This is a genomic window from Paenibacillus amylolyticus (genome assembly GCF_050990605.1).
Lineage (GTDB): Bacteria > Bacillota > Bacilli > Paenibacillales > Paenibacillaceae > Paenibacillus > Paenibacillus amylolyticus_H.
This window is the reverse complement of sequence record NZ_CP158832.1, coordinates 2,547,092-2,570,881: the sequence shown is the minus strand read 5'-3', so window position 1 is coordinate 2,570,881 and position 23,790 is coordinate 2,547,092. Positions and strand designations below refer to the sequence as shown.

The following is a 23,790-nucleotide window of genomic DNA, read 5'->3' as shown; positions in this document are numbered from 1 at the left end:
TTTTAACTTCAATTAGGCCTTGCTGGTGATTCCTTGGCGAAGCTGACGTTCCAGTTCTTCCTGATCCACGAGCAATATATCACTCTCATCTCCCGGTGCAGGCGAAATCTGTGTTCCATCAGGAATAACCAATCCTTCTGAGATAATAGCTCGGTAAATGCGTACATTTTGCCCGATTTTCACTCTTGGCATAATGACCGAATCGATAACAGCACTGTTCTCCCCAACTTCTACCCCGTAGAAGAGAACGGAATGGTTGACCTCACCGTGCACCACACTACCTTCACTGATAATGCAATTTCGCACCTTGGCCGATGGCGAAATGTATTGGGCAGGTTGGTTCGGATTACGTGTAAATATACGCCAGTCCGGATCATTCAGATTAAACGGTGTATCTTCGTCCAACAGGTCCATATTGGATTCCCACAGACTGCGAATGGTACCTACGTCTTTCCAATAACCTTCGAATGGATATGCATATAAGGATTTTTCGTTTTCAAGCAACAAAGGAATAATATCTTTACCAAAATCATAGGAGGTGGATGCCTGTTGTTCGTCCTGGATCAGGAAACGTTTCAGTACATCCCACTTGAAGAGATAGATACCCATGGAAGCAAGTGTGCTCTTAGGCTCAGGAGGTTTTTCTTCGAATTCATAGATGCTATAGTCATCGTTGGTGTTCAGCACCCCGAACCGGCTGGCTTCTTCTAATGAGACATCAATGACCGATATGGTGCAATCCGCATCTTTTTCTTTGTGATACTGGAGCATTTTTTCGTAATCCATCTTATAGATATGATCCCCTGACAGAATGAGCACATGCTCAGGATCGAATTGTTCAATAAAGTTCAGGTTGCGGAAGATCGCATCCGCTGTGCCACGGTACCAGTTGCTTCCGTCTTCACGTTCATGTGGAGGAAGTACATATACCCCTCCGTTTTTCCGATCCAGATCCCAGTCACTGCCAATGCCAATATAGGAATGTAAGACAAGTGGTTCATATTGAGTCAATACACCCACTGTATCAATACCAGAATTAGAGCAGTTACTCAGCGGAAAATCAATGATTCGGTACGTGCCGCCAAAATATACTGCCGGCTTAGCAAGTGATTTGGTCAATCCTTTTAACCTCTTACCTTGCCCTCCGGCAAGTAGCATCGCTACAACTTCTTTTTTCGCCATCATTACAGCCTCCTCCACGTGCATTCGTTCTGATTCATTTCAGAGCCCATAATCGATATTCTGTTGTGTGGACACTGTTGTCTTGATTAGGAGCATGCTGTACAGATGTGTAACTGGATGAATCTTATTGCAGTTGAACTTCTTGGATTGTAAAGCCTGAAATAGAGATGATGCTGGTGTAGAATTGCTTGACTGTCTTACAGAGGTGAATGTTAGATGCAGAACTTAAGGTGTAGCTCGTGAACAATGTAATAGACTACTCCTACTTAACATTAAACACGAAACGGACTGGGGAATCTTACTGGAAAACTTCGACATCAAGTTAAGGACGAGATTATCCCTTCTCGTGCCGCTGTTATTCATATTGTATTCGATAAAAGGGAATCAAACTCCTTTAGTTTTTGTGCAATCATTAGATGGGAAAAAAAGTAAACAGAGAGAGTTTACATGACAAAAAAGCCGACTTTCGATACCGGCTCATTTTGTCTGAAACAGTCTATATAATTTTGCGGAATAGCTCCATCACTTCATCCTTGGACGGTTGATAGGGATTGCCTGGTGCACAGGCATCTTTCATCGCATTATCAGCAAGCAGTTCCACATCGGGATCTTTCACACCCAGTTCAGACAGTTTCTCAGGGATCCCGACTTCCTTCGATAGCTGACGTATGGCCTCAATGACGTAATCGGAACACTCCTCATCACTTCTACCCTTCACATCCATACCAATCGCTTTGGCTATATGACGGAATTTGCCGGGTACATGCTTGGCGTTTAACTCCTCCACATAAGGGAGCAACATGGCGTTACAGACACCATGCGGCAGATCATATACGCCACCCAGTTGATGCGCCATCGCATGAACATAACCCAGGCCCGCATTATTAAAAGCAATCCCGCCAAGGAAACATGCATACGTCATATGTTCCCGCGCTTCCAGATCACTGCCGTCCCTCACGGCTCTTGGCAAATATTCAAAGATCAGTTCAACAGCTGCTGCAGCTGTCGCACTTGTCACTGTAAATCCACCCGGTGTAACCATCGCTTCCACCGCATGGGTCAAGGCATCCATTCCTGTGGCCGCTGTAAGACTTGCAGGTTTGCTGAGCATCAGCTCCGGATCATTAACCGACAGGGAGACCAGACTATTGCGGTCCACCATCACCATCTTCACTTTACGTTCCTCATCTGTAATCACGTAGTTTATTGTCACCTCGCTCGATGTGCCAGCCGTTGTGTTAACCGCCACAAGTGGCACGGACTTATGTTTCGATTGATGAAATCCTTCATATTCACGGATATGCCCACCGTTCGTAGCTACAATGCCAATGCCTTTGGCAGCATCCTGCGGTGAACCTCCGCCTATCGATATAATGGCGTCACAGCCATGATCCTGGAATACTTGAAGTCCATCATGTACATTCTGACATGTTGGATTAGGCTGAACCTCATCATATACGACATAGTCTAACCCTGATTTTCTTAATATAGACAGTACCTGTTCAGCAACGCCTGAAGTAATCAATTGACGATCACTTACAACCAGCGCTTTGCGAATACCCATCTGTTCAATCATCTGACCTGCTTCGAGTAAACAGCCTCTACCCATCAAGTTCACGGGCGGAACATAATATGCATATGTTGCCATCTGAACCAGCCTCCTGTAACCCCTGATTTACTATTTACATTGTAACTGAATCCGTTTTCAGATATAGTGAAATAAATCACAATGAACCGATAAATGTTACACTGAGGTTGATTTTTACCCGTAATGAAAAAGACGACCCAGACACCCGAAGGTCTCCAAGCCGTCTTACCTATTTATCTTAAAGGTTTATCCACTACTTATACCTTACGAAGGTACTTTCATGAAAAGCATCCTCACGAAGCCTTACAGCGCCTTATCGTTCACTCCATCAAGCCATGCCTCAATATCGCCAATTACGGAGGATACACAGCCATCCTCAAATGGTGAGTTCAATCCAGCCAATTCAACCAATCCGGTGAAGGACAAGCTTCCTCCCGCTTTGCATAATTTCAGATAGTCAGCCCATGCGGACTTCATATCCTCATTGCTGCGTTTCCAGAACTGGAATGCACAGATTTGTGCCAACGTATAGTCAATGTAATAGAATGGCGATGAGAAAATGTGACCCTGCTTATGCCAGAAACCACCCTGCTCCAGATACGCATTATCTTTGTAATTGATGTGTGGCAGATAGGTCTTCTCGATGTTACGCCATGCCTGCTTACGCTCCGCTGGTGTTGCATCCGGATTCGCATACACAAAATGCTGGAATTCATCCACAGCTACACCATACGGAATGAACAACAGACCGGAAGACAGGTGATCAAACTTGTACTTGTCCGTGTCTTCCTTGAAGAACAACTGCATCCACGGCCATGTGAAGAACTCCATACTCATGGAATGAATCTCAGCCGATTCATATGTCGGCCAGTTGTACTCAGGCACTGCAAAATCCCGGCTCTCATACACCTGGAAAGCATGACCTGCTTCATGTGTCAATACATCAATATCACCTGATGTACCATTGAAGTTGGAGAAGATAAACGGCACTTTGTAATCGTTCAGGAACGTACAATATCCGCCGCCCTGTTTACCTTTTTTGCTTACCAGATCCATAAGCTCGTTTTCGGTCATCATCTGGAAAAATGCATCCGTCTCTGGTGATAATTCAGCGTACATTTTTTTACCATTATCGATAATCCAGTCCGCGTCACCTTTAGGTGTCGGGTTACCCGTCTTGAAGCTGAAGCCCTGATCGTAATAATACAGTGTATCCACATCGATCCGATTACGCTGACGCTCTCTGAGCTTGGTCGCCACAGGTACAATGTAATCACGAACTTGTGCCCGGAAATTAGCTACCATCTCTGCGTTGTAATCTGTGCGGTTCATGCGATCATAGCCGAGTTCCACATAGCTTGGATAGCCCAGTTTCTTCGCGATCTGTGTACGTACTTTAACCAGTTCATCGTAAATGCGATCGAACTCAGCCTCATGTCCAGCCATGAAAGTGTATCTGGCTTCCGAAGCACGCTCACGCATGGAGCGATCCGTGGATAGTTCAAATGGATGAAGCTGTGGCAACGTGCGCTCTTCACCTTCGAACGGAATTTTGGCCGATGCGATCAACTGATTGTATTCTGTGGATAGTTTGTTCTCCTTCTGGAGTTCTTCAATAATCTCCGGGCTGAATGTTTTCAGTGAAAGATCCGCCAGCTGGAACAGCTGTGAACCCCATTTTTGTTCCAACTCATTGCGGAATTTGGAGTTAACCAGTGCACGGTAAAAATCCGTAATATATTCCTGTACAATTGGTGCATTCTCATCCAGAAATTCATTCTCCGCCTTGTAAAACTCATCATTGGTATCAATCGAATGACGGATGTAGACCAATTGTGCTTGTGTCTCAAAATCACTGCGCAGCGCGTTAATCTGATCCATAAACTCGCTCTGTTCTTCAACCGTTGCCGCAGCTTCGAAACCGCTCAACAGCTCACGAAAAGATGTTTTGATGTGTTCCAGATTCGGACGTGTATACGTATACTCACTAAATTTCATTTATGTACACCCTTTCCTGTTTGGCAGAATTTCGGGAATATCCCGAGTTAAACTACCCCCTATTATACAAAAGAGCAGCTAAAAAATCCCATAATTACGAAAAATATTTGTCCATCGGTCAAATTGTACAACATGAATGGTTACATATATTACGTGCTTATGTAAGGTCAGTGCCTCAAAATTTTTCCCACACAAATAAGCCCGCCTCGCGTTAGCGAAGCCAGCTTATAGGTTGTCTCTCTTCTTTTCACATTTAAACAATATTAGCTTTGGTCTTTATCCATAATCTGATAGAACCAGCCCATTCCGACCATGCCCACGACCATAATAACGGCCATAATAATGATATATGTCATGAATGTAACCTCCCTGCTTCCGTATATTCATCACACTACTACTAGTGTACACGGTGAAGCGCCATTTGAGTTGACCGAACATTGACAAAAATACGAAATCTTTAATTTTAATATATTGATTATTTCCCCAATCACACTAAATCATACTTTCCTCACTGCACCGTGCAAAGTTTCATCCACCAAGCTTACGGTGTATACTATACTTCTATGAAATGGAATTTGGATTTTTACGCAGAAAGGTTGAAAGACATGTTAACTCGCATCCCCTTACGTCAGCTATTTCTTACTGTTTTACTAGCCCTTATGTTATCTGTTTTATCCGCTTGTGCTGATGGAGAAGCCCATCTAACGGTAAATATGGATGGATCAACGGACCTGGATCTCAATCTCAACGTCAAGAGCTCCGCTCTTGGTAAGATCGGACAAGACAACCTTATGCCTCTGATCGCAGATGCATTGAATCGAAATAACTTCCAGGCAGAGGTTACGGAACAGGGGGATCAGAAGCAGCTCACAGCGACCACCCATTATGAGAAAAGCAATACGACCAGCTTGGATACATCCGAGTTACCACCTGGGATCAAGGTAGAACAATCTACTTCGCCCGGCTTCTTCACTTCCAAGATGCACATTACAGCAGAAGCCGATCTCATGGAATCCATGCCGGATGGTGAGATCAAAAATCAGATTAACAAGGTGCCTAACTTTCTTAAGAATCTCTTGTTAAAAGATGTTAACTTTGACTTTAAATTATCTTTGCCCATCAAGGCAGCCGATTCCAATGCGGATCAGGTGGAGGATGGCGGAAAAACGCTCATTTGGCACGTTTCACCCCTCCAGATGAATAAACTGGATCTGACTGTACAGGTTCCCAATATCCGAAATATCATCATTATTGCAGTCCTTGGCCTCTTGTTAATCGTTGCCCTGTTAATCTGGATTTTCGTTCGCAGAAAACGTGCCAGACAGCACCAAACCGTACGACCACATCGCGGAAAACGTTAATTCCATGACGACATTTTCATTTGTACTTGCCAAACGGTGTTATGGATAGTAGAATACATCCGTACTGTGTGAACGGTTAATTTTTTATTAAGCAAAGCTAAAGAGGTGACAGGTTTCATGAATATCCGCGAATGCCCACTACCTGGTATCGGAGTTAAGTACCAGTTTGATACAAAGGGCGGCCATCAGTTAGTCATTATTGTACATGAGGACGGACGCCGTGAATTATTCTCCGTTGATCCACAAGACAACGAAGAACTCACTCTGATTGCAGATTTGGAAGATGACGAATGCGTAACCCTCTCCGGCTTAATCGGAGGCTGGTCGTAAATGACAGAATAACCTGTACCTTGAATTTCAAGGCGCAGGTTATTTTTCTGTTACTTTACCTTTTGAGAGCGAATATATGGAACCCATGTATTTAGTACGCGGCTAATCTCCGTGGAATGAAACGGTTTGCTGATAAAGTCCTGCATCCCGCATTTCAGACACTCCTCACGGTCACCGGCGCCTGCAAAAGCTGTAATCGCTGCAATAACCGGTATTTCTGGATGGCTCTGTCTGATTCGACAGGTCGCTTCAATCCCATCCATAACTGGCATTTGAATATCCATAAACACCAGGTCATATTGAACCTTGTTCAATGAATCAATGGCCTGTGCCCCATTCTCAACGATATCACATACTCCGCCAAACTTGCGCAGCATCTCCTGCAACAGATGACTGTTGACCGCTTGATCTTCAGCAATCAATATTTTGAGGTCATGGGCAAGACTGGCTCGATCCAATTGCAGTTCATCATTCTGGGTGATTTCGATCGGGTCATTACCTTCCTCTTGCCAACGCTCCACTACGAGGGTGAACTGGAACTCTGCTCCCTCACCGATCTCACTCTGTACGCCAATCGCTCCACCCATTAATTCCACCAGTTTCTTGCTGATCGCAAGCCCCAGTCCTGTCCCGCCAAACTTGCGATTGATGGCCGGATCAAGCTGTGAGAAGGATTGGAACAACTGATGCTGCTTTTCTGTTGGAATACCGATTCCTGTATCTCTTACTTTAAAGGTCAACATCAGATTGTCCCGACCATGCTCATCCGAAAAATCAGCACCAACGCTTACCTGAATACGACCCTGCTCTGTGAATTTAACAGCGTTACCCACCAGATTAATCAGAACCTGCCGGATTCGTGTCTCATCCCCCCGAATTCGCTCAGGAATGTGATCCGACACTTCACAAAAGAGTTCAATATTTTTCTCTGAGGCCTTCAGCGCAAACAGTTCAATCACTCCACCCAGCATCGCTTTAATATCTACAGGTGCGCGCTCAAGGTCCATTTTGCCTGCTTCGATTTTGCTGAAATCCAGGATTTCATTCAAAATGTACAAAAGAGATTCGCCGCTATCAATCATGATTTCTGCAAAGCCTTTCTGTTCATCATTCAGCTCGGTTTCCATTAACAGATGGGCCATGCCCATGATGCCGTTCAATGGCGTACGAAGCTCATGACTCATGATGGCGAGAAACTCGGACTTTGCTCGGTCTGCATGCTCTGCTGCTTCCTTGGCACGTATGATGTCCTTTACAGATGTCATATCACGGAAAACCAACACTGCCCCGCGGGTTCTACCCTGATCCATAATCGGCTTCAATTGGAACTCCGCCAGGAAACTGGACCCATCCGCTCTCCAGAATACGGATTCGGTACGCGGCAGACCTCGCCCCTCACGAACAGCCTGCAAAATCGGTGTATCTTTGGATGCATACGGGATACCTTCGCTCTGCATTTGAATCATCAATTCTTCAAGTGGTCTACCATTTATTTCACTCGGACAGAAGTTCATGATCTCCGCAGCGGCCGGATTGGCAAAGTTCAGATTCCCATCCAGGTCCAGTCCAATCACGCCTTCAGATATGCCATTCAAAATTAATGCCCGTTCATAACTAAGATTCTCGATTTCTTCGACATAATGTTTGGAGGCTGTAATGTCACTGGTAATCCCGTAGACCCCGACAACTTTGTCCTCAAGTATAATAGGAACATTAATCACATTTGTTTCAATTCGCTGTCCATTTTTGTGTATTAGACCTATCTCGTAGCTCTGTGCAGCGCCCTTCACCGTCTCTTCAAAATGATATCGAGTCTTCTCCAGATCCACAGGATCAATGAGGTGATCAAAAGGTCGGCTCAGCAGCTCCTCCTTGCTGTGTCCCGTCAATTGTTCCTGACCCACATTGGCTTTCAGCAGATTGCCTTCCAGATCAAGAGAAGCCACACCTAGAGGATTACAGTCAAATAATGATCTGTACTCCTGCATGCTTAACTGTTGTTGTTGACTATCTGTGATATCACGTGTCACAGCAACCATCTCCATCAGTTCACCTGAATCGTTATATACATAATGCGTAATGGTATCTGCCCATACGGTAGATCCATCCTTATGCTGAAGTCGATAACTGATTCGTTTGGGAGCCAGACCCCTCCTCTGTTCTTCCACGTACGCTTCAACCAAAGGCACATCTTCCGGATAGATGACGTAGGTTCCTGGCTGACCAATTATTTCTTCCCTTTCATATCCCAACATACTTTTGCAGGCATCCGATACATATTTGATTGTACGACTTGAATCGGCTTGATGTATGGCAATCAGGTCCAATGATGACTCTGCCATCAGACGGGAAATGCGACTGCTCTCTTCCAATTGCTTGCGCTGTATAATAAGGCGTTCCTCTGCATCCTTTTGTTTGGTAATATCAGCGGCTTGTACCAACAGATATAAAGGTTCACCATTCGTTTCATCCCTAACAATGCAAGCTCTAATGGTTGCCCATAATAACGAACCGTCCTTTCGTTTCAGGCGAACCTCCGTCTCGTACATCTCACTTGTTTCATGGGTCATTTCCCAGAACTTGCTGCGAAATTCCTCCATGTGCAGATCTTCTTCGTAAATCATATGTATGACCGACGTATCGATCAGTTCATCTTCACTGTATGCAAGCATCCCGCAAAATGCAGGATTAAGCTGCAACCACCGTCCATTTACATTCGATGCGACAGCAATGCCGATTGGTGCGTGCGTATACAATTGTTCGAACAGAGATCGGCTCTCTGTAATGGATTTCGACATTACATGTCCTCCTTTATGAGATTCTGAATGTATTCCGTATGAATAGATCGACCTGAACATAACTTCATCTATAGAGTACTACCCCAAATGCCATGATTGATAAACGGGTTCGGACAAAATCCCTGCATGAATCGACATATTTACACGTCACGTCATATACTACACAATACCCGTGCTCTCCCGATTATACAATGTTGAATACTCGAATAGGAACGGAGGTTATGGATCATGATCATTGTTGCTAATCAACCCGCCCAGCTGAATCGCTCGGAATGGTCTGATTTTGAATGGTATTGGTTACAGCAACTCCAGAATCGCCCTACAAGGTATGTGTACCAATCCATGGATCATCTTCGTTTTGAGTGGGACTTACGAGGCTCTCTCGTGGATGCAGCGGAAGGTCTGGATCGTAGCGGGGTGAGCTTTGCATCCTTCGAAAAATCCAGATGTAATCCTGCCTACTGGAATCGTAATGCGGAAGGTGGGTTCGAGCTAAGATCAAACGTGACCCCCGCCGACGGCATCCGGGATATCTGGAGGAATGGACACTTATATGCCTTTGAATGTGCAACAGCCACCGTTATTGTGCTGTACGGTGGCGTGCTGGGAAGCATTCGCGAAGACGCCTTTAATTCCCTGTTTCGAAATCTGTTACTCTTTGACTGGCATTATGACAGTGACCTGCGATTAACCGAAAAAAACGGTAGCGAAACCGCCCTGCCAGGGGATGTACTGTATTTCAAAAATCCGGATGTTTCTCCGCAAACCCCCGAGTGGCAGGGAGAGAATACAATCATGCTGCGTGAGAACTGGTATTATGGTCATGGCATTGGTATTGCAAGCGGCGAAGAGATTATACGTACCCTGAATCAGTTCCGGATTCCAGGTAGCCGGGTCTCCGCCTACTTAATGGATATGGTTATCTATCCAGACTTCTTTTATTTATCTCGATTCGCCAAAAACAGCCAGAATAATATTGCTGCTGGTTCTACGCCTGTATTACCCGGACAGTTATATGTACGACTTGGCGGCAGCCGGTATTTACGCAGCTGAACTCCTGGAACGGAAACGGCTTTTGCATTAAATTGTACGACACCTAAAAGAAGTGACGACAAATAAGCCCAATACAGCAGCAGTTCGACTGCCACCTCATTGGGCTTTCTTCACATCCAAAGATCATTATTGTATCGACATTGGCCTACCTTTGCGCTACATCAAGGATCGCTCCTGGCAGTTTACGCATTCGGGTCCAGTTGCACAACAACCTGTTTACCACTTACCTGAACACCCGTTGTTTTGCTACCGAATTCAGCCAGCGATTTACTCAGTTGCTCTGCCCACTCCTTGCCTGCAACTCCTTCTTTGGCTCCATGCACCTGGATGACGAGTTTTACCGAATCACCCTTCTTCAGAATGCGCTCCGCTTGAGATTGCTTCGTATCCCGGTCATGATCCTCCATCGCAAGGTTCAAGCGAACTTCCTTTACTTTACGTTTATCCGGGGATTTACTCGCTTTTTTCTTCGCCTGCTGCGCTTCCGCTTTGGCCGCTCCTGCGCCAATCAGCTTGCATGGCGGTGGACTCGTCATCAAGGACAAGCACACCAGATCTACTTTATGCTGCTTAGCAAGTAGAAGTGCTTCTTGTGTGGACATGACACCCAGATCTTCACCATTCAGGCCGGTCAGCTGCACCTCGGCTGCTTTGATCTTTTCATTTTTGATCATGATTCTTCCTCCTCTACATCAAAAGCCTGTCCTGACCATTTACGGATCAGAGCAGGCCAGGATGGTGTTGCTACTATTTGCGATACCTATTAGCGTATGAATACGCCAATCGGCTTGATTTACAGCGTGTTGAATGCTTCCGTCAGAACCGGTACAATTTGTGATTTGCGTGATACTACGCCTTTCAAGAGCGCTCTGCTATCAGACAGCGTCACATTGTAGGCTTTCTCCACAGCTTTAGTGGATGTACCATATGCCAGAGCTACGGAATCGTTGTTCAGAATGTCTGTTACGACAAATACAAACAGGTCGAGACCTTTGCTGGAAATGATTGCATCAATAGCTGCTTTAAGCTCAGGTTGCTTCACGAGAACATCATTCACGTCAACGGCATTAACCTGTGCAATTTCCACTTTGGATTGACCCATTACGAATTCTTTTGCATCTAGGGAGATCAGTTCAGCAATTGTTTTTTGGCTCAGATCCGCACCGGCTTTCAGCATGTCCAGACCATAACTGTCTGCATCTACACCAGCAATGGCAGCCAGTTCACGCGCAGCAGCTACATCCTGCTCTGTGCAAGTCGGGGATTTGAACAACAGGGAATCGGAGATAATAGCAGACAACATCAGGCCAGCAATCGGTGCACTCACTTCGATGCCATTTTCTTTGTACATTTTATTCAAAATGGTTGCTGTACAACCTACAGGCTCTGCACGGAAATATAGAGGTCCGCTTGTCTCAAAGTTAGCAATACGGTGATGATCGATAACTTCAACGACAGTCACTTCCTCAATATCGCTTACACTTTGCTGACGCTCGTTGTGGTCAACCAGAATAACCTTGTTTACTTCATTTGCGGCTGTTTTAATCAGACGTGGTGCTGCAATTTTGAATTGATCCAGTGCAAACTGGGTTTCACCATTGACTTCGCCGAGACGAACAGCTTCAACGTCCTGACCCAATTTTGTTTTCAGATCCGCATAGGCAATTGCCGAACAGATCGTATCCGTGTCGGGATTTTTGTGACCGAAGATTAACGCTTTTTCCATATTCATAGCCCTCCGTCAATTCTGATTTATATAAGTTTAACCAAAGAATGTTTACACTTGCCACTCCGATGACAGAATAACCTTCCGATCGCTGTTATCCCCAGATTTTTTGATTCCCTTGTTAAAGGGAAAATCCGGTGAAAGCATATGCTTCCGATGCAGCTTTCTTTCAGAAAGCTTTTAGGCGAACGCTCCGCTTCTCCAGCTTTTTTCTGTCCTCTCCGTTCTCGTGTAAAAAGTTTAGTTGAACTTATATAGAAAATATATGTCATATTTTAATCATACCCTACTGATTATAGCGCTTATAAGGCTTAATTCAAATCCTTACAGCGAATTAATTGCAAATCATTCTCAGACGTCATTTCGAAAAAATAATAATCGTTCTGTAATTCTATTTCACAGAGGTCTTGGCCACATTCGCAATCAGGTGTTTCTCCAATTTCTCCCCTTCGCACAAGGCCTGTACGAGTGCTCGGCCTGAATCCGGTGTCATTTGGCCATACCAGTCACCCTGTGGATACACAATCGTTACGCATGCATCGTCACACCGCCCATTACATTTGGTACGTGTTGTATGGATGAATCCTCCCGCCTGCTGCTTGATAATCTCGTCCCGTACCGCCTGAGTTACTTCTTCCCCATCGTTACGCATGCACGTTCCACCATTACAGAGTAAAATGTGATGTTGCAGTTGATCCAGATTATAGATAGCCAAACTTGGTTCATTCCCCTCAAGTCGATATGATATGTATCTTATTTAATCTATCGTACAACCATATAAATTAGCATATGAAACCCTGATACGCAACGAAAATATTAAATCTCAGTCTCATCCGCGTTCCGCCCTCGTTGTACAAAAAAGGTCTGCAAACTGCCATCCTCATTAATCTCCAGCAGGTTCAATTGCGCTCCATAGGCACAACCACCATCAATGCCAATTTTGTCTCCGCTGGGGTCAAACCAAATCCCTGTCTCCTGATGCAAATGCTTCACCGGTGTGTGTCCAAATACAACCGTCTCTGTAACCCTGGTTGGTCTGGCATAGAATGATTCACGAATCCAAATAAAGTCCCGCTCGGACTGGCTTCTCCAATCATCGATCTCCGGGTTGATCCCGGCGTGCACAAAAATATAACCAGGAATCTCGTACACCAGCGGAAGCTGATCCAGAAAACGAAGATGGTGTTCATAGTGTGTACGTACCCACTGTTTGGCTTCAGCATAAGCTTCCCAATCTATCTGCTGCTCATCATAATTAAGCTCCAGATCCAGATAACTTGCCATCGTCTGTAATCCACCGTTTCGAATCCAGTGTTGATCATATTGCTCAACATCCTTGGTAAGCGCCTTCACCATCATGGCATCGTGATTGCCTTTGATCACCATAATATGGTGCTGCTGCTGAAGCTGCATAATCTGTTCGATGACTTGTTTGCTACTTGGACCTCGATCGACATAATCACCGAGTAGAATCAATTCATCCTGCTGCGGATTATAATCTGCAAGTTTAAGCAGTGCATTAAATTCATCGTAACAGCCATGAATATCACTAATGACACATCTGCGCATGTGAATCTCTCCTCTCCCTGATCACGCAAGAGTATAACCGGAACCTTGCAAGAGCAAGATTCCAGTCTGTTCAGATTAGTTATTCCCGCTTGCTCACCATTAGTCCCGCTTGAGTCCAAAGGCTTCTGCGACCAGGCCGAATGAGCGCAGACGTGCTTCAAACGAATGAACCGCTGATGCAATAATGACTTCATCTGCTTCATGGCGTTCTGCCATTGCAGTAATTTTGTCTTTCACCTGATCCGGTGTTCCCACGATGGAAAAGGAACGACGTTGACGAATCTGTTCCATCTCCATCGCTGTGTATGGATAGTTGTTCACTGTCTCCAGAGATGGGAATGAACTTTGTTCAAGACCTCGTCCAAGGCGTAAGAAGAAAAGTTCATTGCTGCGCGCAAGTTCAGCCGCTTCTTCCTCTGTTTCCGCGCAGAATGCCGAGACAGCAATCATTGAATGTGGTTTGTCATTCAGGATGGACGGCTTGAAATGTCTGCGGTAATGCTTCATCGCTTCTTCGCCGCCTGGTGTTCCGAAGAATTGGGCAAACGCATACGATGTCCCTTGTGCCGCAGCAATTCTTGCACCCTCGGAACTGGAACCCAGCAACCACACTTCTGGTACCGTTGGAACCGATGGTCCGGCTACCAGAGATGCGAACCGATGATCCTCGGGCAACTGCTCGTGGAAGTATCCGCCCAAGTCCGCGATCTGTTGCGGAAAGAATTGTACATTCGATGATTTGCCTTCATTCAGCGCTCTGCTGGCAATCGGCATGCCGCCTGGTGCTCTGCCAATCCCAAGGTCAATCCGCCCCGGATGTAAAGCTTCCAGCAGACGGAAGTTCTCTGCAACCTTATAGGCACTATAATGAGGTAGCATAATGCCACCGGAACCTACACGAATTCGATCCGTATGTGCAGCTACATGTGCAATCATAACTTCAGGACTGGAGAAAGACAGCGCACCGCTACCGTGATGCTCCGACATCCAGAAACGGGAGTACCCCAATTGATCCGCATGTTGTGCGAGTTTCACCGTTTCCTCCAACGTATCCTGTACACTTCGTCCTTCATTGATATGTCCATGTTCAAGTACACTCAGTTTCATTTATATTCAGTCCTCTCGTCTGTTAGCCATAAGTACTGTGAATATGAGATCAGCGAATATTACGCGCTTTTGCTCACTTCTTCTTGCTCACTCCATTGTAACATTAATTATTACAGTTTCAAACTTTAGTTGTTCTCTTTATTACCACACTTGTGCTAGAAACATGCAAAAAAACGCCACCAGCTTTTGAACTGGTGACGTTTTGATCTGCCCTATTGCAGAGAAATTGATTTATGGTGCACGTTTCGGTAACAACTTCACATACTCGTCAGACAGTTTCATCAGGCTGAGCACATGTTCATAATCGGCACGATACGGTTCCATATCCGTTACCGGCTCGTATGTCTTCAGCGAATAGGCTGTTCCATCGTCAAAGCCCGCACCCGGGATAAACATAATGTCATCGTTGACAAATGAACCCGTCGGCAAGTAATACCGGATACCGAAGGCATTGTGATCCATGTTGAGCAGATCATGTCCGAAGGCAGTGAACTTCTCATCTTGAAGGGAAATCCCCATCAGGTTCATAATCGTTGGCAACATATCCAACTGACCGCCTGGCTGCTCGCTGACTTGCCCTTTGGTCTGTTTCGGCGTATGAATCATTAACGGGATGTTGAATCGACTTACTTGACCGTCATAAGGGACGCCCAGATTGGCCTGAATCTGCTGTGTAATCTCTTCGTCAGCAGGCAGACCAAAGTGGTCTCCGTAGAGCACTAAAGTAGTGTTATCCCATAATCCGTTCGCCTTCAACTCATTAATGAGTTGACCGATGGCATAGTCCGTATAATTGATCGCTTGCAGATAATCGTGAAGCAATTTGTTCGTGATCGTCGCTGGAATCGTGATCCGTGCACGATCAGCGGGAACCGTAAACGGCGAGTGGCTCGATGCCGTAATGAACTGAGCATAGAACGGCTGATTCGCAGCCTGATGCGCAGTCATTTTTTCCAAACCTACACGATATAACTCTTCATCCGATGGCCCAAAGTCATTGAATCTGTCATTCTCGAAGCTGGGCTTGTCGAAGTAACGTGTGAATCCAAGTGCCGGATACATTTTGTTCCGGTTCCAGAAAGTAACGTCATTCCCATGGAACGTCTCTGACTCATATCCTTTTTCCGCCAGTACCTTGGGTAGACTTGGAAGATCACGATCACTATACCCGGCTGACATGGGAACAACTCCGGTTGGGTAGATCGACGTGTTCGACATAAACTCAGCGTCTGATGTGTTTCCCTGTCCGATCTGTTGGAAAAAATGAGAGAAATAATAGCTTTCTTTGGCCAGATCGTTCAGTACCGGTGTTAACTCCTGACCGTCCAATGAAGCATTAATCGGGAAATTCTGAAAGGACTCCAGTTGCAGTACAATCAGATTGCTGCCTTTGGCTTGACCAAAGTATTGGGCTTTCACAGTTGTACCGTCACTTGGTTTATCCTGATACGGATACTGGCTAACCAGCTCATTAATCTTGGCAATTGTTTCGTTAATGTTGCCATTCGCAATAGCCTCATTTTCTTTGCTCGTTAGAATGGCAGACGAAACCTGATAGTTCAGGAAACCGAGATTCTCGGCTCGCACCAACTCGTTATCAATCGTTTCACCTTTGACAATAAAACTGCCAGACAGCACGATGCAAAATGCGGCGGTAAGCGCAACGCCGAGTTTGCCCCAGTAACGTCTCCGGATTCTGCCAAACGTCAACCCGCTATCGCGATAACTGCTGCGGTTACGCCCGGCGGAACGTCTGCGCATAATCAGCCATATCGGCAACGCCAGTATAATGTCTACGAAAAACAGAAAGTGCGTCGGTCGTACCAGAGGTCCTATACTGCCCCTCACTTGAGCAACTTGCCCCAGCTCACTGAGCACGGTATAGGTGGGTACCGAACTGAAATGAACGTTATACAGTGTAGCCGCGAACAGCACCAGAGAAAACAGCACATTGAATCCTCCGTATACTGCTCGCTTCCAGCCTTTGGGCACGATCAGATCGAGCAGACATACCACAGTTAGTGCGCCTAATGCGTCAGTTAACAGACCAATACCGGATAGACCCTGGAAAAAGAAATACCGTAGAAGTGACAACTTCAATAGCATCAGGATGAATAACACGGCAAATAAGGTCCGTGATGAAGTCCGTTCATTTTTGGAATTATACATGGTCGCTTTCAACCCTTACCCTGAAATTTTACGTTTATTTTACAAAACGCATATTTCAGTATAACAGTTTTCTGGTTGCTATTCCATGGAAGTTCCGTGTAGGACAGGGTGCACGTTACGCAATGGTGGATATATCTGCGTTCTGCATGTTCGCGCCGTCTCTCTTCCACTTAATGGCAGCTTGTGCAGCTGCAATTCGTGCATAAGGGATCTGTTCAGGCAAGCAGCTTACATTATCCAGTCCAATGCGGTGGCAGAACGTAATCGACTCCAAGTCCACAACATTCTCTCCGCAGGCCCCGGTCTTCAGATGAGGTTTTCGAATTCGACCTTGGACTACAGCCATCTCCACCAGTTGTCCGACTCCCTCAATGTCCAGCACATGAAATGGATTATTCGTTACCGTACGAGTGTCCGTATCACGTTGAAGGAGAAGGAGCCGCTTCTCAGCTTCATGGCGACTATATCCAAATGTCATCTCTGTCAGCTCATCCGTGCCAAACGAGAAAAAGTCAGCCTGGCGAGCAATGTGAGTCGCCGTCAGGGCCGCTCTCGGAGCTTCGATCATCGCCCCCACTCTATAGAGACAATGCCGCTTCTCCTCACCAAGCACTTGGTCAGCCACATGATCCACCAGATCTCTCATCACCTGAAGTTCATGCACATGACCGATCTGCGGGATCATAATTTCGGGACGCACCCACCAGCCTTGACGAATACCTTTAACCGCTGCGCGGAAAATCGCTTCCAGCTGCATATCAACGATTTCCGGGAACACCGTACTCAGCCGACAAGCCTGTTCCCCCAATGTTGGATTATGTTCATGCAATTCACTGACTCTGCGAATGACACGCTCCAGTTCCTCCAGTTCAATCTGATGGTCTTTTTGCTCCTGCCACTCCTCTGCTTGTAACCACTCGCGTCGTTTCTCCAACACTCCCAGATCCGGTAGCAGTTCATGCAACGGCAAATCGAGCAAACGTATCGTTACCGGGTATCCATCCATCGCTTCAAATATTTGTTCAAAATCAGACTGCTGCATCGGCAACAGACGCTCCAAACCACGCCTGCGTTCGGATTCACTGTCTGCCAGGATCATTTTTTGTACAAATGGTAACCGCGCTGGTGATAACAGCATGTTCTCCGTTCTGCACAGACCTAGTCCCTCTGCCCCCAGTAGCCGTGCTGTCAGGGCATCCTGTGGTCGATCAGCAATGGCCAGTACCTTCAGCTCTTTCACTTCATCAGCCCAATTGAGCAGTAGTTGCAGATCTGCTGATAAAAGTGAATCTGAGTTGTTATAAGCTGGACATTCATCATTAGTTAATGGCTGGATCTGTATGGGCAGATGTCCATTGCTCGCTTCGCTGTTAGAATCTGTGTAGTGTTGCTTCAACACTTCCGTGATATGCCCAGGTTCGATGCGTAACAGTGCATCCTCTTTGGTGATAAGTCCTTCATGCACAAAATATACAGTACTCCTCAGTGTGGCTATGGAGGATAATCGTGCGGGCTGGGTCTGCACAACATACAACGCGCCGGATTCAATCACAAAGGTGATTTCCTGCACTTCTCCCTTATGCGTCTCCAACTGGTCTCCAATCTCCAGCAAATGTGCATACAGCTCAGGTTCGTCATCTCTTAAAAACTCAATACCTTGCTCCGTATGATGGAAGTTTCCGGTTAAGACATATTGTCCAGTAATTCCCCTTTCTCCTGTAAGTGGGTTACACGTATATATTGTTCCGGTCCCGCTTGATTCTCCACATTTTCCATGTATCATCGTCTGTATAAGAACAGGAGCGCTTTGCTCCGAAGAGATGTAATATGGTTTACGCACAATCTCGTCCTGAGATTTGGATGCTATAATACGCTGTGAATGATATACCGCACGGACCGCTTCTTTAAATTGAATTTGAACATCTTGAGGAAAAGGGTTACGCCCCTTCGCTTCAATTAAATATTTAAATTGTGTAATGGTTAATTCAAGTTCCGCTTCATCCCGACCTTTGACATGACTCGATATTTCTGTGAAAAATTCAGACGGAATTGCATACACCAACTGTCCATATTCCTCTAAGTAATCTAGATAACATTGGAGTGCATACAACCGATCACCGCTTTGACGTGCGAGTCCTTCCACAGTAACATCATTCAGACCAACATTGAGCAGTGATCGTGTCGCAGTTGCTGAGGCTCGATCCTGGTCCGTACGTACCGCGAGTAGTAGCGGATTCTCCGAATGTCCGAAGAACTTCCCGGTTTGCTGTTCCAGATGCCGGATCGCGTTAATTATCTCTTTCTCTCCTTCATCGGAAAGATGTCCAAGACGGGTACAGAACTCGCGACAGCATTCCGTTGTGACTACAAATCCGGCCGGGACAGACCACCCTGCATGGATTAGCTCTGCAAGATCAGCCCCTTTACTGCCCATTAGCCCTTTCATCTCTGCCGTACCTTCTTCCAACAGAATTACCCGTTTTGTCATTACAGCTCTCCCATCCGCCATTCATGGCTATGCTTGAAGACTTCAACCCCTGCGTTACAGATCAGCCTTCACTCTAATGGTATGTCACAATCGTTCAGTCAAGGACATCCGCTTTTGCATTTTGTGCTCGTTATCCAGTTTTTTTGTAAACGCTACACTAAAATAAGATCAAACTAGCCTTTTTGGTAATTGTATTGGCTCATTTATCAAAATAAACAACAAAGAAGCCCCTTCAGCTAAGCTGGAGGAACTTCACATTTTTAGTATTCACTTACCTCAAACGTGAGCACCCGATCAAACAGGATATAATCCTTCCGACTCTTAAAAGGCCCTTTGTTGTTGTCGTGTTTATCTATCGCATACGATGCCTTGCCACTTCCAGCTTGCTTGGCTTCATACCAGTTGATGAAATCATTTACTTCTTTCATGCTTAGGTCGAATTCCTTCTCCAAGCCCGTTGTCATGGTAACGACAAAAATGGCACGGTTAGTGGATGGTTCCTCTGGTTGTTCCGGAGTTGCAGGTTCTTCTGGTTCTGGTGTGGTTGGTTGCTCTGGTTCAGGATCAACCTGACCGTTGCTCTCAATAATTGCCGAGGCTTCATTTGAGTCAATACTTTCTCCAACAGGATTAACACCCGTCACTACGTAATAATAGGTGGTACCTGGAGTTACATCTAAATCTGTATAATTGGCCTTAGTTACTCCAGTTGCCAATGTTGTATATGGCCCATTTGCCGTAGTGGATCTTTTAATCGTGTAACTGGTTGCTGTCGTTACTTCATTCCAGGTCAATCCAATGGATGATTCATCTGCAGATGCTGCGAGATCTAATGGATTAGCTGGAGGTGTCATATTATACAGCTGAAACTCGGATACACTGACTGTCCGTGTATTGGAATAATTAAACAAGTTAACTTTTGCTATTCCTTTGTACGTTGTAGGAAGATAAATTAATCTTCCATCAGCCTGATTTGCTTTTACTGTGTACCAATACGTCGGTAAAATTGCCTTTCCAGTGGAATCGAATAATCCAATTGAAACATCAAAATCTGCTTTTACACGGATAGCATTCGCTGTAACTGTTCCATTAAAGATTCCAACTGCATGATCAACCGCTGTAGATGGAGTGTTCCATTTTTCTATAATCGCGCTTGTAGCTTCATTATTATCTGTTAATGCATATGTAGATTTACTTCCCTTGCTTTCAGTATCGCTGAGTGTCATTAACATCTTATCCATGAGCCCTCCGCTATAATCTACCGCAGCATGTACCCCTGAATTAGGTGCGAAACTGATAGCAAAAATTAATGCTCCAATCAATAATCCGACTTTCTTAAACAATGTTGTTTTCACATGAATCCTCCTAAAGTGTTTATGTACAAACTCACTTTAGTGTACATAGGTTCATGTGTCTAAACATAAACTTGCTCATCTATAAAATTCAGCTAAATTCTCGAAATTTTATTTTATTATTGGATATAAATCTTCCTAGCGCTCCTAAATTGTAAATTTATGAATTTCCTATTCCCATTCGCCTTTTTTAACGTAAGTTGCATCATAAGCAACAATTACATTCGTTTTATCTGTTACCTTTTGTAAATCATCGAACACAACTTCTTCTTCGCCGTAATCTACTAAACTCGAATCAACTTTCTCGAAGACCCCACAATCCTTCACATAAATTATATCTGGATGGTTAGAATCATATCGTAAGCTTTCAGGAAGATCTTCACCCAAAATTTCATGCGATTCGGCGACCGCAGTCGTTGATATTGCTGTAACAGGGGCCATTCCAATAACAGCTACTACTATAAGCGAGGCCCAGATTTTTTTCTTCATAGGATGTCTATTCTCCAGTTCATTTTTCCTATATTATACAGTAAATCAGATTAGTAGAATATTTTTTAATTTCTTCGAGTTTAATTTAATATTGAAACCAGCTAGTTTGTAGTTTTAACTCCCACCCCACACGCCATAAATCTCAGTACATCCTCAATCTTCTTCCCATAAGAAATCACATCATGGTTCATCCACGACATGTTCTATCTATATTCTCATGCATTTTCCTTGAATCGTTTAGGCTGATTTTCACTGTTATTTAGCGGGTTCATCATACTTTAAAGTCGTATGAATTCACCAGCATTCGCAGAGATTGTTATTTTTTCGTAATTTTTGTAGTTGTGTTACTCTAGCCTTAAAGGCTAGAGTACTTTTTTAGTTCCCGGCTGTAATAATTTCCTCTAATTTAATCCAACTGTAATCTTCTTCGCCGCGTTCAATTTTGACTCTCTTGCTTGGTTTGTCAATTGATGTGATGACTCCCTTTATCTCTTCATCGTCGAACGAATTGAATACAGTCAACGTGATAGATCTACGAAAACACGTTACATGCAATTTTAGTCAGCTATTTAAAAGCTCGACTTATTTTAAATTTCAAGATAATTTTGTAATTCTCTTGATCTTCAGATGAAGAGAATTGTCCTAGCATCCGATGCATAACTTTTTCTATGATTTTTTCACCCAATTTATAACTTTCTACAGATTCATTATTTATTTTTAATTTGTTTTCTACACAAATCACAAAATGATTATCTTCTATATAAGTAAATAAATTAATATTCTGCTCTCGATCTGCATATTTCAGTATGTTTGACAGAAAATTATCAAATACACGTCCGATATTTTCCATATCTACAGTAATCATGACATCCGTAGGGGAACCATTTACAAGCACCTGAAATCCTTCCGCTCTGAGTACAGTTGTAATATCTGACAATACATCATGAATTGATTCCCGAACGGAAAGGGTTACTAAATCTGCCTCCCTCTCTTTATCTAATAAAAAATATGAAAACAGATCGTCTGTACGATTCTTAAGTTGGAGAGCCTTTTGATACGCACTCTCGATTTGAGACCTTGTTTCTACACATAAATCTTCTGGTGTATTACGGGCAAACTCTAAATACATGATGAGAGATGTCAGTGGCGTACGCATATCGTGAGACATTTCGGTTGCAAGATTTCTACTCTCATTTTGCAAATTGTCTATCCTTTCTAACCTGCCTAAAAATGCTTTACGTAGTTCCTCTATACTTTCCGCAATCATCGCCAATTCATCATACCCTCGTACCGTTATAGAGTAGTCTAATGAGCCGCCTTCAAGGATATGAATTTCATTATTAATTGTGCGCAAATATTTGATCCCTCTACGTATTCCAAATAAAACAATGGTTATAAATAACATTGCGGACAGCAATATTTCAAGCATGTAGGCCACATTATAGTAGTGGGAAAAATAAAATCCATAGATTGAAACGTTACCTGTCCCATCCTTAAATTGTACTGGGTAAGAGTTCCGTCGATCATAATCAGTTTCAGGCTGACTTCCATATGCTCCTTCGTCATCAGCATGGTACAAGGAATCATATTGAAGCATCTGGTTCTGAAATACGTATAATAATAAATTGCTCTTCTGACTCTTAATCCAGTCTGAAAATGCAATACGATCTGTCGTTGACAGATCGTTTGCTGAAACATATTCTGAAAATTTTTGGACGTAAACTTGAGATTCGGACTTTAAACGCTCATCAGAAGTAAAATAATGATCCATAACCCGATTGCTTATGGACTGCAAAAGTAAAAAACAAAGAACACTTATGGTGAGAGCAATAATTATTAAAATTGTCAACTTTTTAGATATAGTAAGTTTATGAGTGGCCAAAACGGTAACCTCTTCCCCATTCTGTTAAGATATACGCTGGTTTTGCTGGATCTTCTTCGATTTTCAATCGTAATTTTCGGATGTGTACTACTACCGTATTATTTGAACTGTAGAAATAAGGTTCCTTCCAAATACTCTCATAAATATTTTGGGCAGAAAAAATTTTATTTCTTCTGGTCATCAACAGTTTTAGTAGACCGTACTCCAGATCGGAAAGCTCAATCTTCTGACTGCCTTTCCATACATCGTTAAATTGTTCACTTACTTTTAAACGTCCTCCGATAAGAAATGTTTCGCCATAATCCTTTTTATCTTGATAAATCGTATACCTACGCAACAAAGCAATAACTCTTGCCAGAAGCTCCTGTTCAGAAAAAGGTTTAGTTAAGTAATCATCTCCACCAGCAAGCAAACCTTCCGTTTTGTCCAAAGTTCCGGATTTAGCAGTTAGAAAAAGAATAGGAACATTGTATCGTTCTCTGATTCGTATACAAGCCTCCAGTCCGTTTATTCCAGGCATCATAATATCCAGAATCACCAAATCCAATGACTCATTTACTAATTCAATTCCCTGTTCTCCATCTTTAGCCGTTGTTACTTCATAACCTTCACGGACAAGAGACATACGTAATAGATCACGAATCTCCTGATCATCTTCAACTACTAAAATCCGGCTTGTCATAGTTCACCTCATACTT

The 23,790-nt window shown here is 44.2% G+C and carries 19 protein-coding genes; 3 read left to right on the top strand and 16 right to left on the bottom strand.

Going from position 1 to position 23,790, the window contains the following annotated elements; genetic code table 11:
• Nucleotides 1-12: 12 nt before the first annotated feature.
• The 3 genes from ABTV53_RS11915 to ABTV53_RS11905 all read right to left on the bottom strand — a co-directional run bounded on the left by ABTV53_RS11915 (nt 13) and on the right by ABTV53_RS11905 (nt 4,768).
• Complete coding sequence (locus tag ABTV53_RS11915) at nt 13-1,182, bottom strand: glucose-1-phosphate adenylyltransferase (RefSeq protein ID WP_433754164.1); 1,170 nt, start codon at nt 1,180-1,182, stop codon at nt 13-15.
• A 496-nt stretch (nt 1,183-1,678) separates the two neighbouring features.
• Nucleotides 1,679-2,830, bottom strand: coding sequence for an iron-containing alcohol dehydrogenase (locus ABTV53_RS11910; protein ID WP_433753127.1), 1,152 nt, complete (start codon nt 2,828-2,830; stop codon nt 1,679-1,681).
• Nucleotides 2,831-3,073: 243 nt separating this feature from the next.
• A complete protein-coding gene (locus ABTV53_RS11905) occupies nt 3,074-4,768 on the bottom strand; it encodes a M3 family oligoendopeptidase (protein ID WP_433753125.1) in 1,695 nt (564 codons plus the stop codon).
• A gap of 605 nt (nt 4,769-5,373) precedes the next feature.
• Here ABTV53_RS11905 and ABTV53_RS11900 point away from each other — a divergent pair.
• On the top strand, nt 5,374-6,129 hold the full coding sequence (locus ABTV53_RS11900) for a hypothetical protein (RefSeq protein ID WP_433753124.1): 756 nt from the start codon (nt 5,374-5,376) through the stop codon (nt 6,127-6,129).
• Between the two features lie 117 nt (nt 6,130-6,246).
• Complete coding sequence (locus ABTV53_RS11895; protein WP_017688899.1) at nt 6,247-6,459, top strand: hypothetical protein; 213 nt, start codon at nt 6,247-6,249, stop codon at nt 6,457-6,459.
• A gap of 50 nt (nt 6,460-6,509) precedes the next feature.
• Here ABTV53_RS11895 and ABTV53_RS11890 read toward each other — a convergent pair whose 3' ends face one another.
• Nucleotides 6,510-9,257 (bottom strand): PAS domain S-box protein, encoded by a 2,748-nt coding sequence (locus ABTV53_RS11890; protein ID WP_433753123.1) that lies wholly within the window; start codon nt 9,255-9,257, stop codon nt 6,510-6,512.
• Nucleotides 9,258-9,485: 228 nt separating this feature from the next.
• Between ABTV53_RS11890 and ABTV53_RS11885 the strand changes: the two genes are divergently transcribed.
• A complete protein-coding gene (locus tag ABTV53_RS11885) occupies nt 9,486-10,310 on the top strand; it encodes a protein-glutamine gamma-glutamyltransferase (RefSeq protein WP_433753121.1) in 825 nt (274 codons plus the stop codon).
• Between the two features lie 182 nt (nt 10,311-10,492).
• Here the strand turns inward: ABTV53_RS11885 and infC are convergent, their stop codons facing one another.
• The 12 genes from infC to ABTV53_RS11825 form a co-directional block, all read right to left on the bottom strand.
• Nucleotides 10,493-10,984 (bottom strand): translation initiation factor IF-3, encoded by a 492-nt coding sequence (gene infC, locus ABTV53_RS11880; protein ID WP_433753119.1) that lies wholly within the window; start codon nt 10,982-10,984, stop codon nt 10,493-10,495.
• Between the two features lie 119 nt (nt 10,985-11,103).
• Complete coding sequence (locus ABTV53_RS11875; RefSeq protein ID WP_433753117.1) at nt 11,104-12,036, bottom strand: manganese-dependent inorganic pyrophosphatase; 933 nt, start codon at nt 12,034-12,036, stop codon at nt 11,104-11,106.
• Nucleotides 12,037-12,427: 391 nt separating this feature from the next.
• Nucleotides 12,428-12,751, bottom strand: coding sequence for a (2Fe-2S) ferredoxin domain-containing protein (locus tag ABTV53_RS11870; protein ID WP_433753116.1), 324 nt, complete (start codon nt 12,749-12,751; stop codon nt 12,428-12,430).
• A gap of 101 nt (nt 12,752-12,852) precedes the next feature.
• On the bottom strand, nt 12,853-13,605 hold the full coding sequence (locus tag ABTV53_RS11865) for a metallophosphoesterase family protein (RefSeq protein ID WP_433753114.1): 753 nt from the start codon (nt 13,603-13,605) through the stop codon (nt 12,853-12,855).
• Nucleotides 13,606-13,704: 99 nt separating this feature from the next.
• Complete coding sequence (locus ABTV53_RS11860) at nt 13,705-14,712, bottom strand: LLM class flavin-dependent oxidoreductase (RefSeq protein ID WP_433753112.1); 1,008 nt, start codon at nt 14,710-14,712, stop codon at nt 13,705-13,707.
• A 231-nt stretch (nt 14,713-14,943) separates the two neighbouring features.
• Nucleotides 14,944-16,881, bottom strand: a complete 1,938-nt coding sequence (locus ABTV53_RS11855) for an LTA synthase family protein (protein WP_433753110.1) — start codon at nt 16,879-16,881, stop codon at nt 14,944-14,946.
• Between the two features lie 115 nt (nt 16,882-16,996).
• The gene (locus tag ABTV53_RS11850) at nt 16,997-19,369 is read right to left on the bottom strand and encodes a putative PEP-binding protein (protein ID WP_433753109.1); all 2,373 of its coding nucleotides are present in this window, start codon (nt 19,367-19,369) and stop codon (nt 16,997-16,999) included.
• Between the two features lie 260 nt (nt 19,370-19,629).
• Nucleotides 19,630-20,724, bottom strand: coding sequence for a fibronectin type III domain-containing protein (locus ABTV53_RS11845; RefSeq protein WP_221824948.1), 1,095 nt, complete (start codon nt 20,722-20,724; stop codon nt 19,630-19,632).
• Between the two features lie 168 nt (nt 20,725-20,892).
• The gene (locus ABTV53_RS11840; protein ID WP_221824950.1) at nt 20,893-21,210 is read right to left on the bottom strand and encodes a hypothetical protein; all 318 of its coding nucleotides are present in this window, start codon (nt 21,208-21,210) and stop codon (nt 20,893-20,895) included.
• A 375-nt stretch (nt 21,211-21,585) separates the two neighbouring features.
• Nucleotides 21,586-21,765 carry a YolD-like family protein gene (locus ABTV53_RS11835; RefSeq protein WP_221824952.1) on the bottom strand — a complete coding sequence of 60 codons (180 nt, stop codon included), beginning with the start codon at nt 21,763-21,765 and terminating at the stop codon, nt 21,586-21,588.
• Nucleotides 21,766-21,775: 10 nt separating this feature from the next.
• Nucleotides 21,776-23,092, bottom strand: coding sequence for a sensor histidine kinase (locus ABTV53_RS11830; protein WP_433753107.1), 1,317 nt, complete (start codon nt 23,090-23,092; stop codon nt 21,776-21,778).
• A complete protein-coding gene (locus ABTV53_RS11825) occupies nt 23,079-23,774 on the bottom strand; it encodes a response regulator transcription factor (protein ID WP_221824957.1) in 696 nt (231 codons plus the stop codon). Before ABTV53_RS11825 ends, ABTV53_RS11830 begins: the two co-directional genes overlap by 14 nt.
• Between the last annotated feature and the right edge of the window lie 16 nt (nt 23,775-23,790).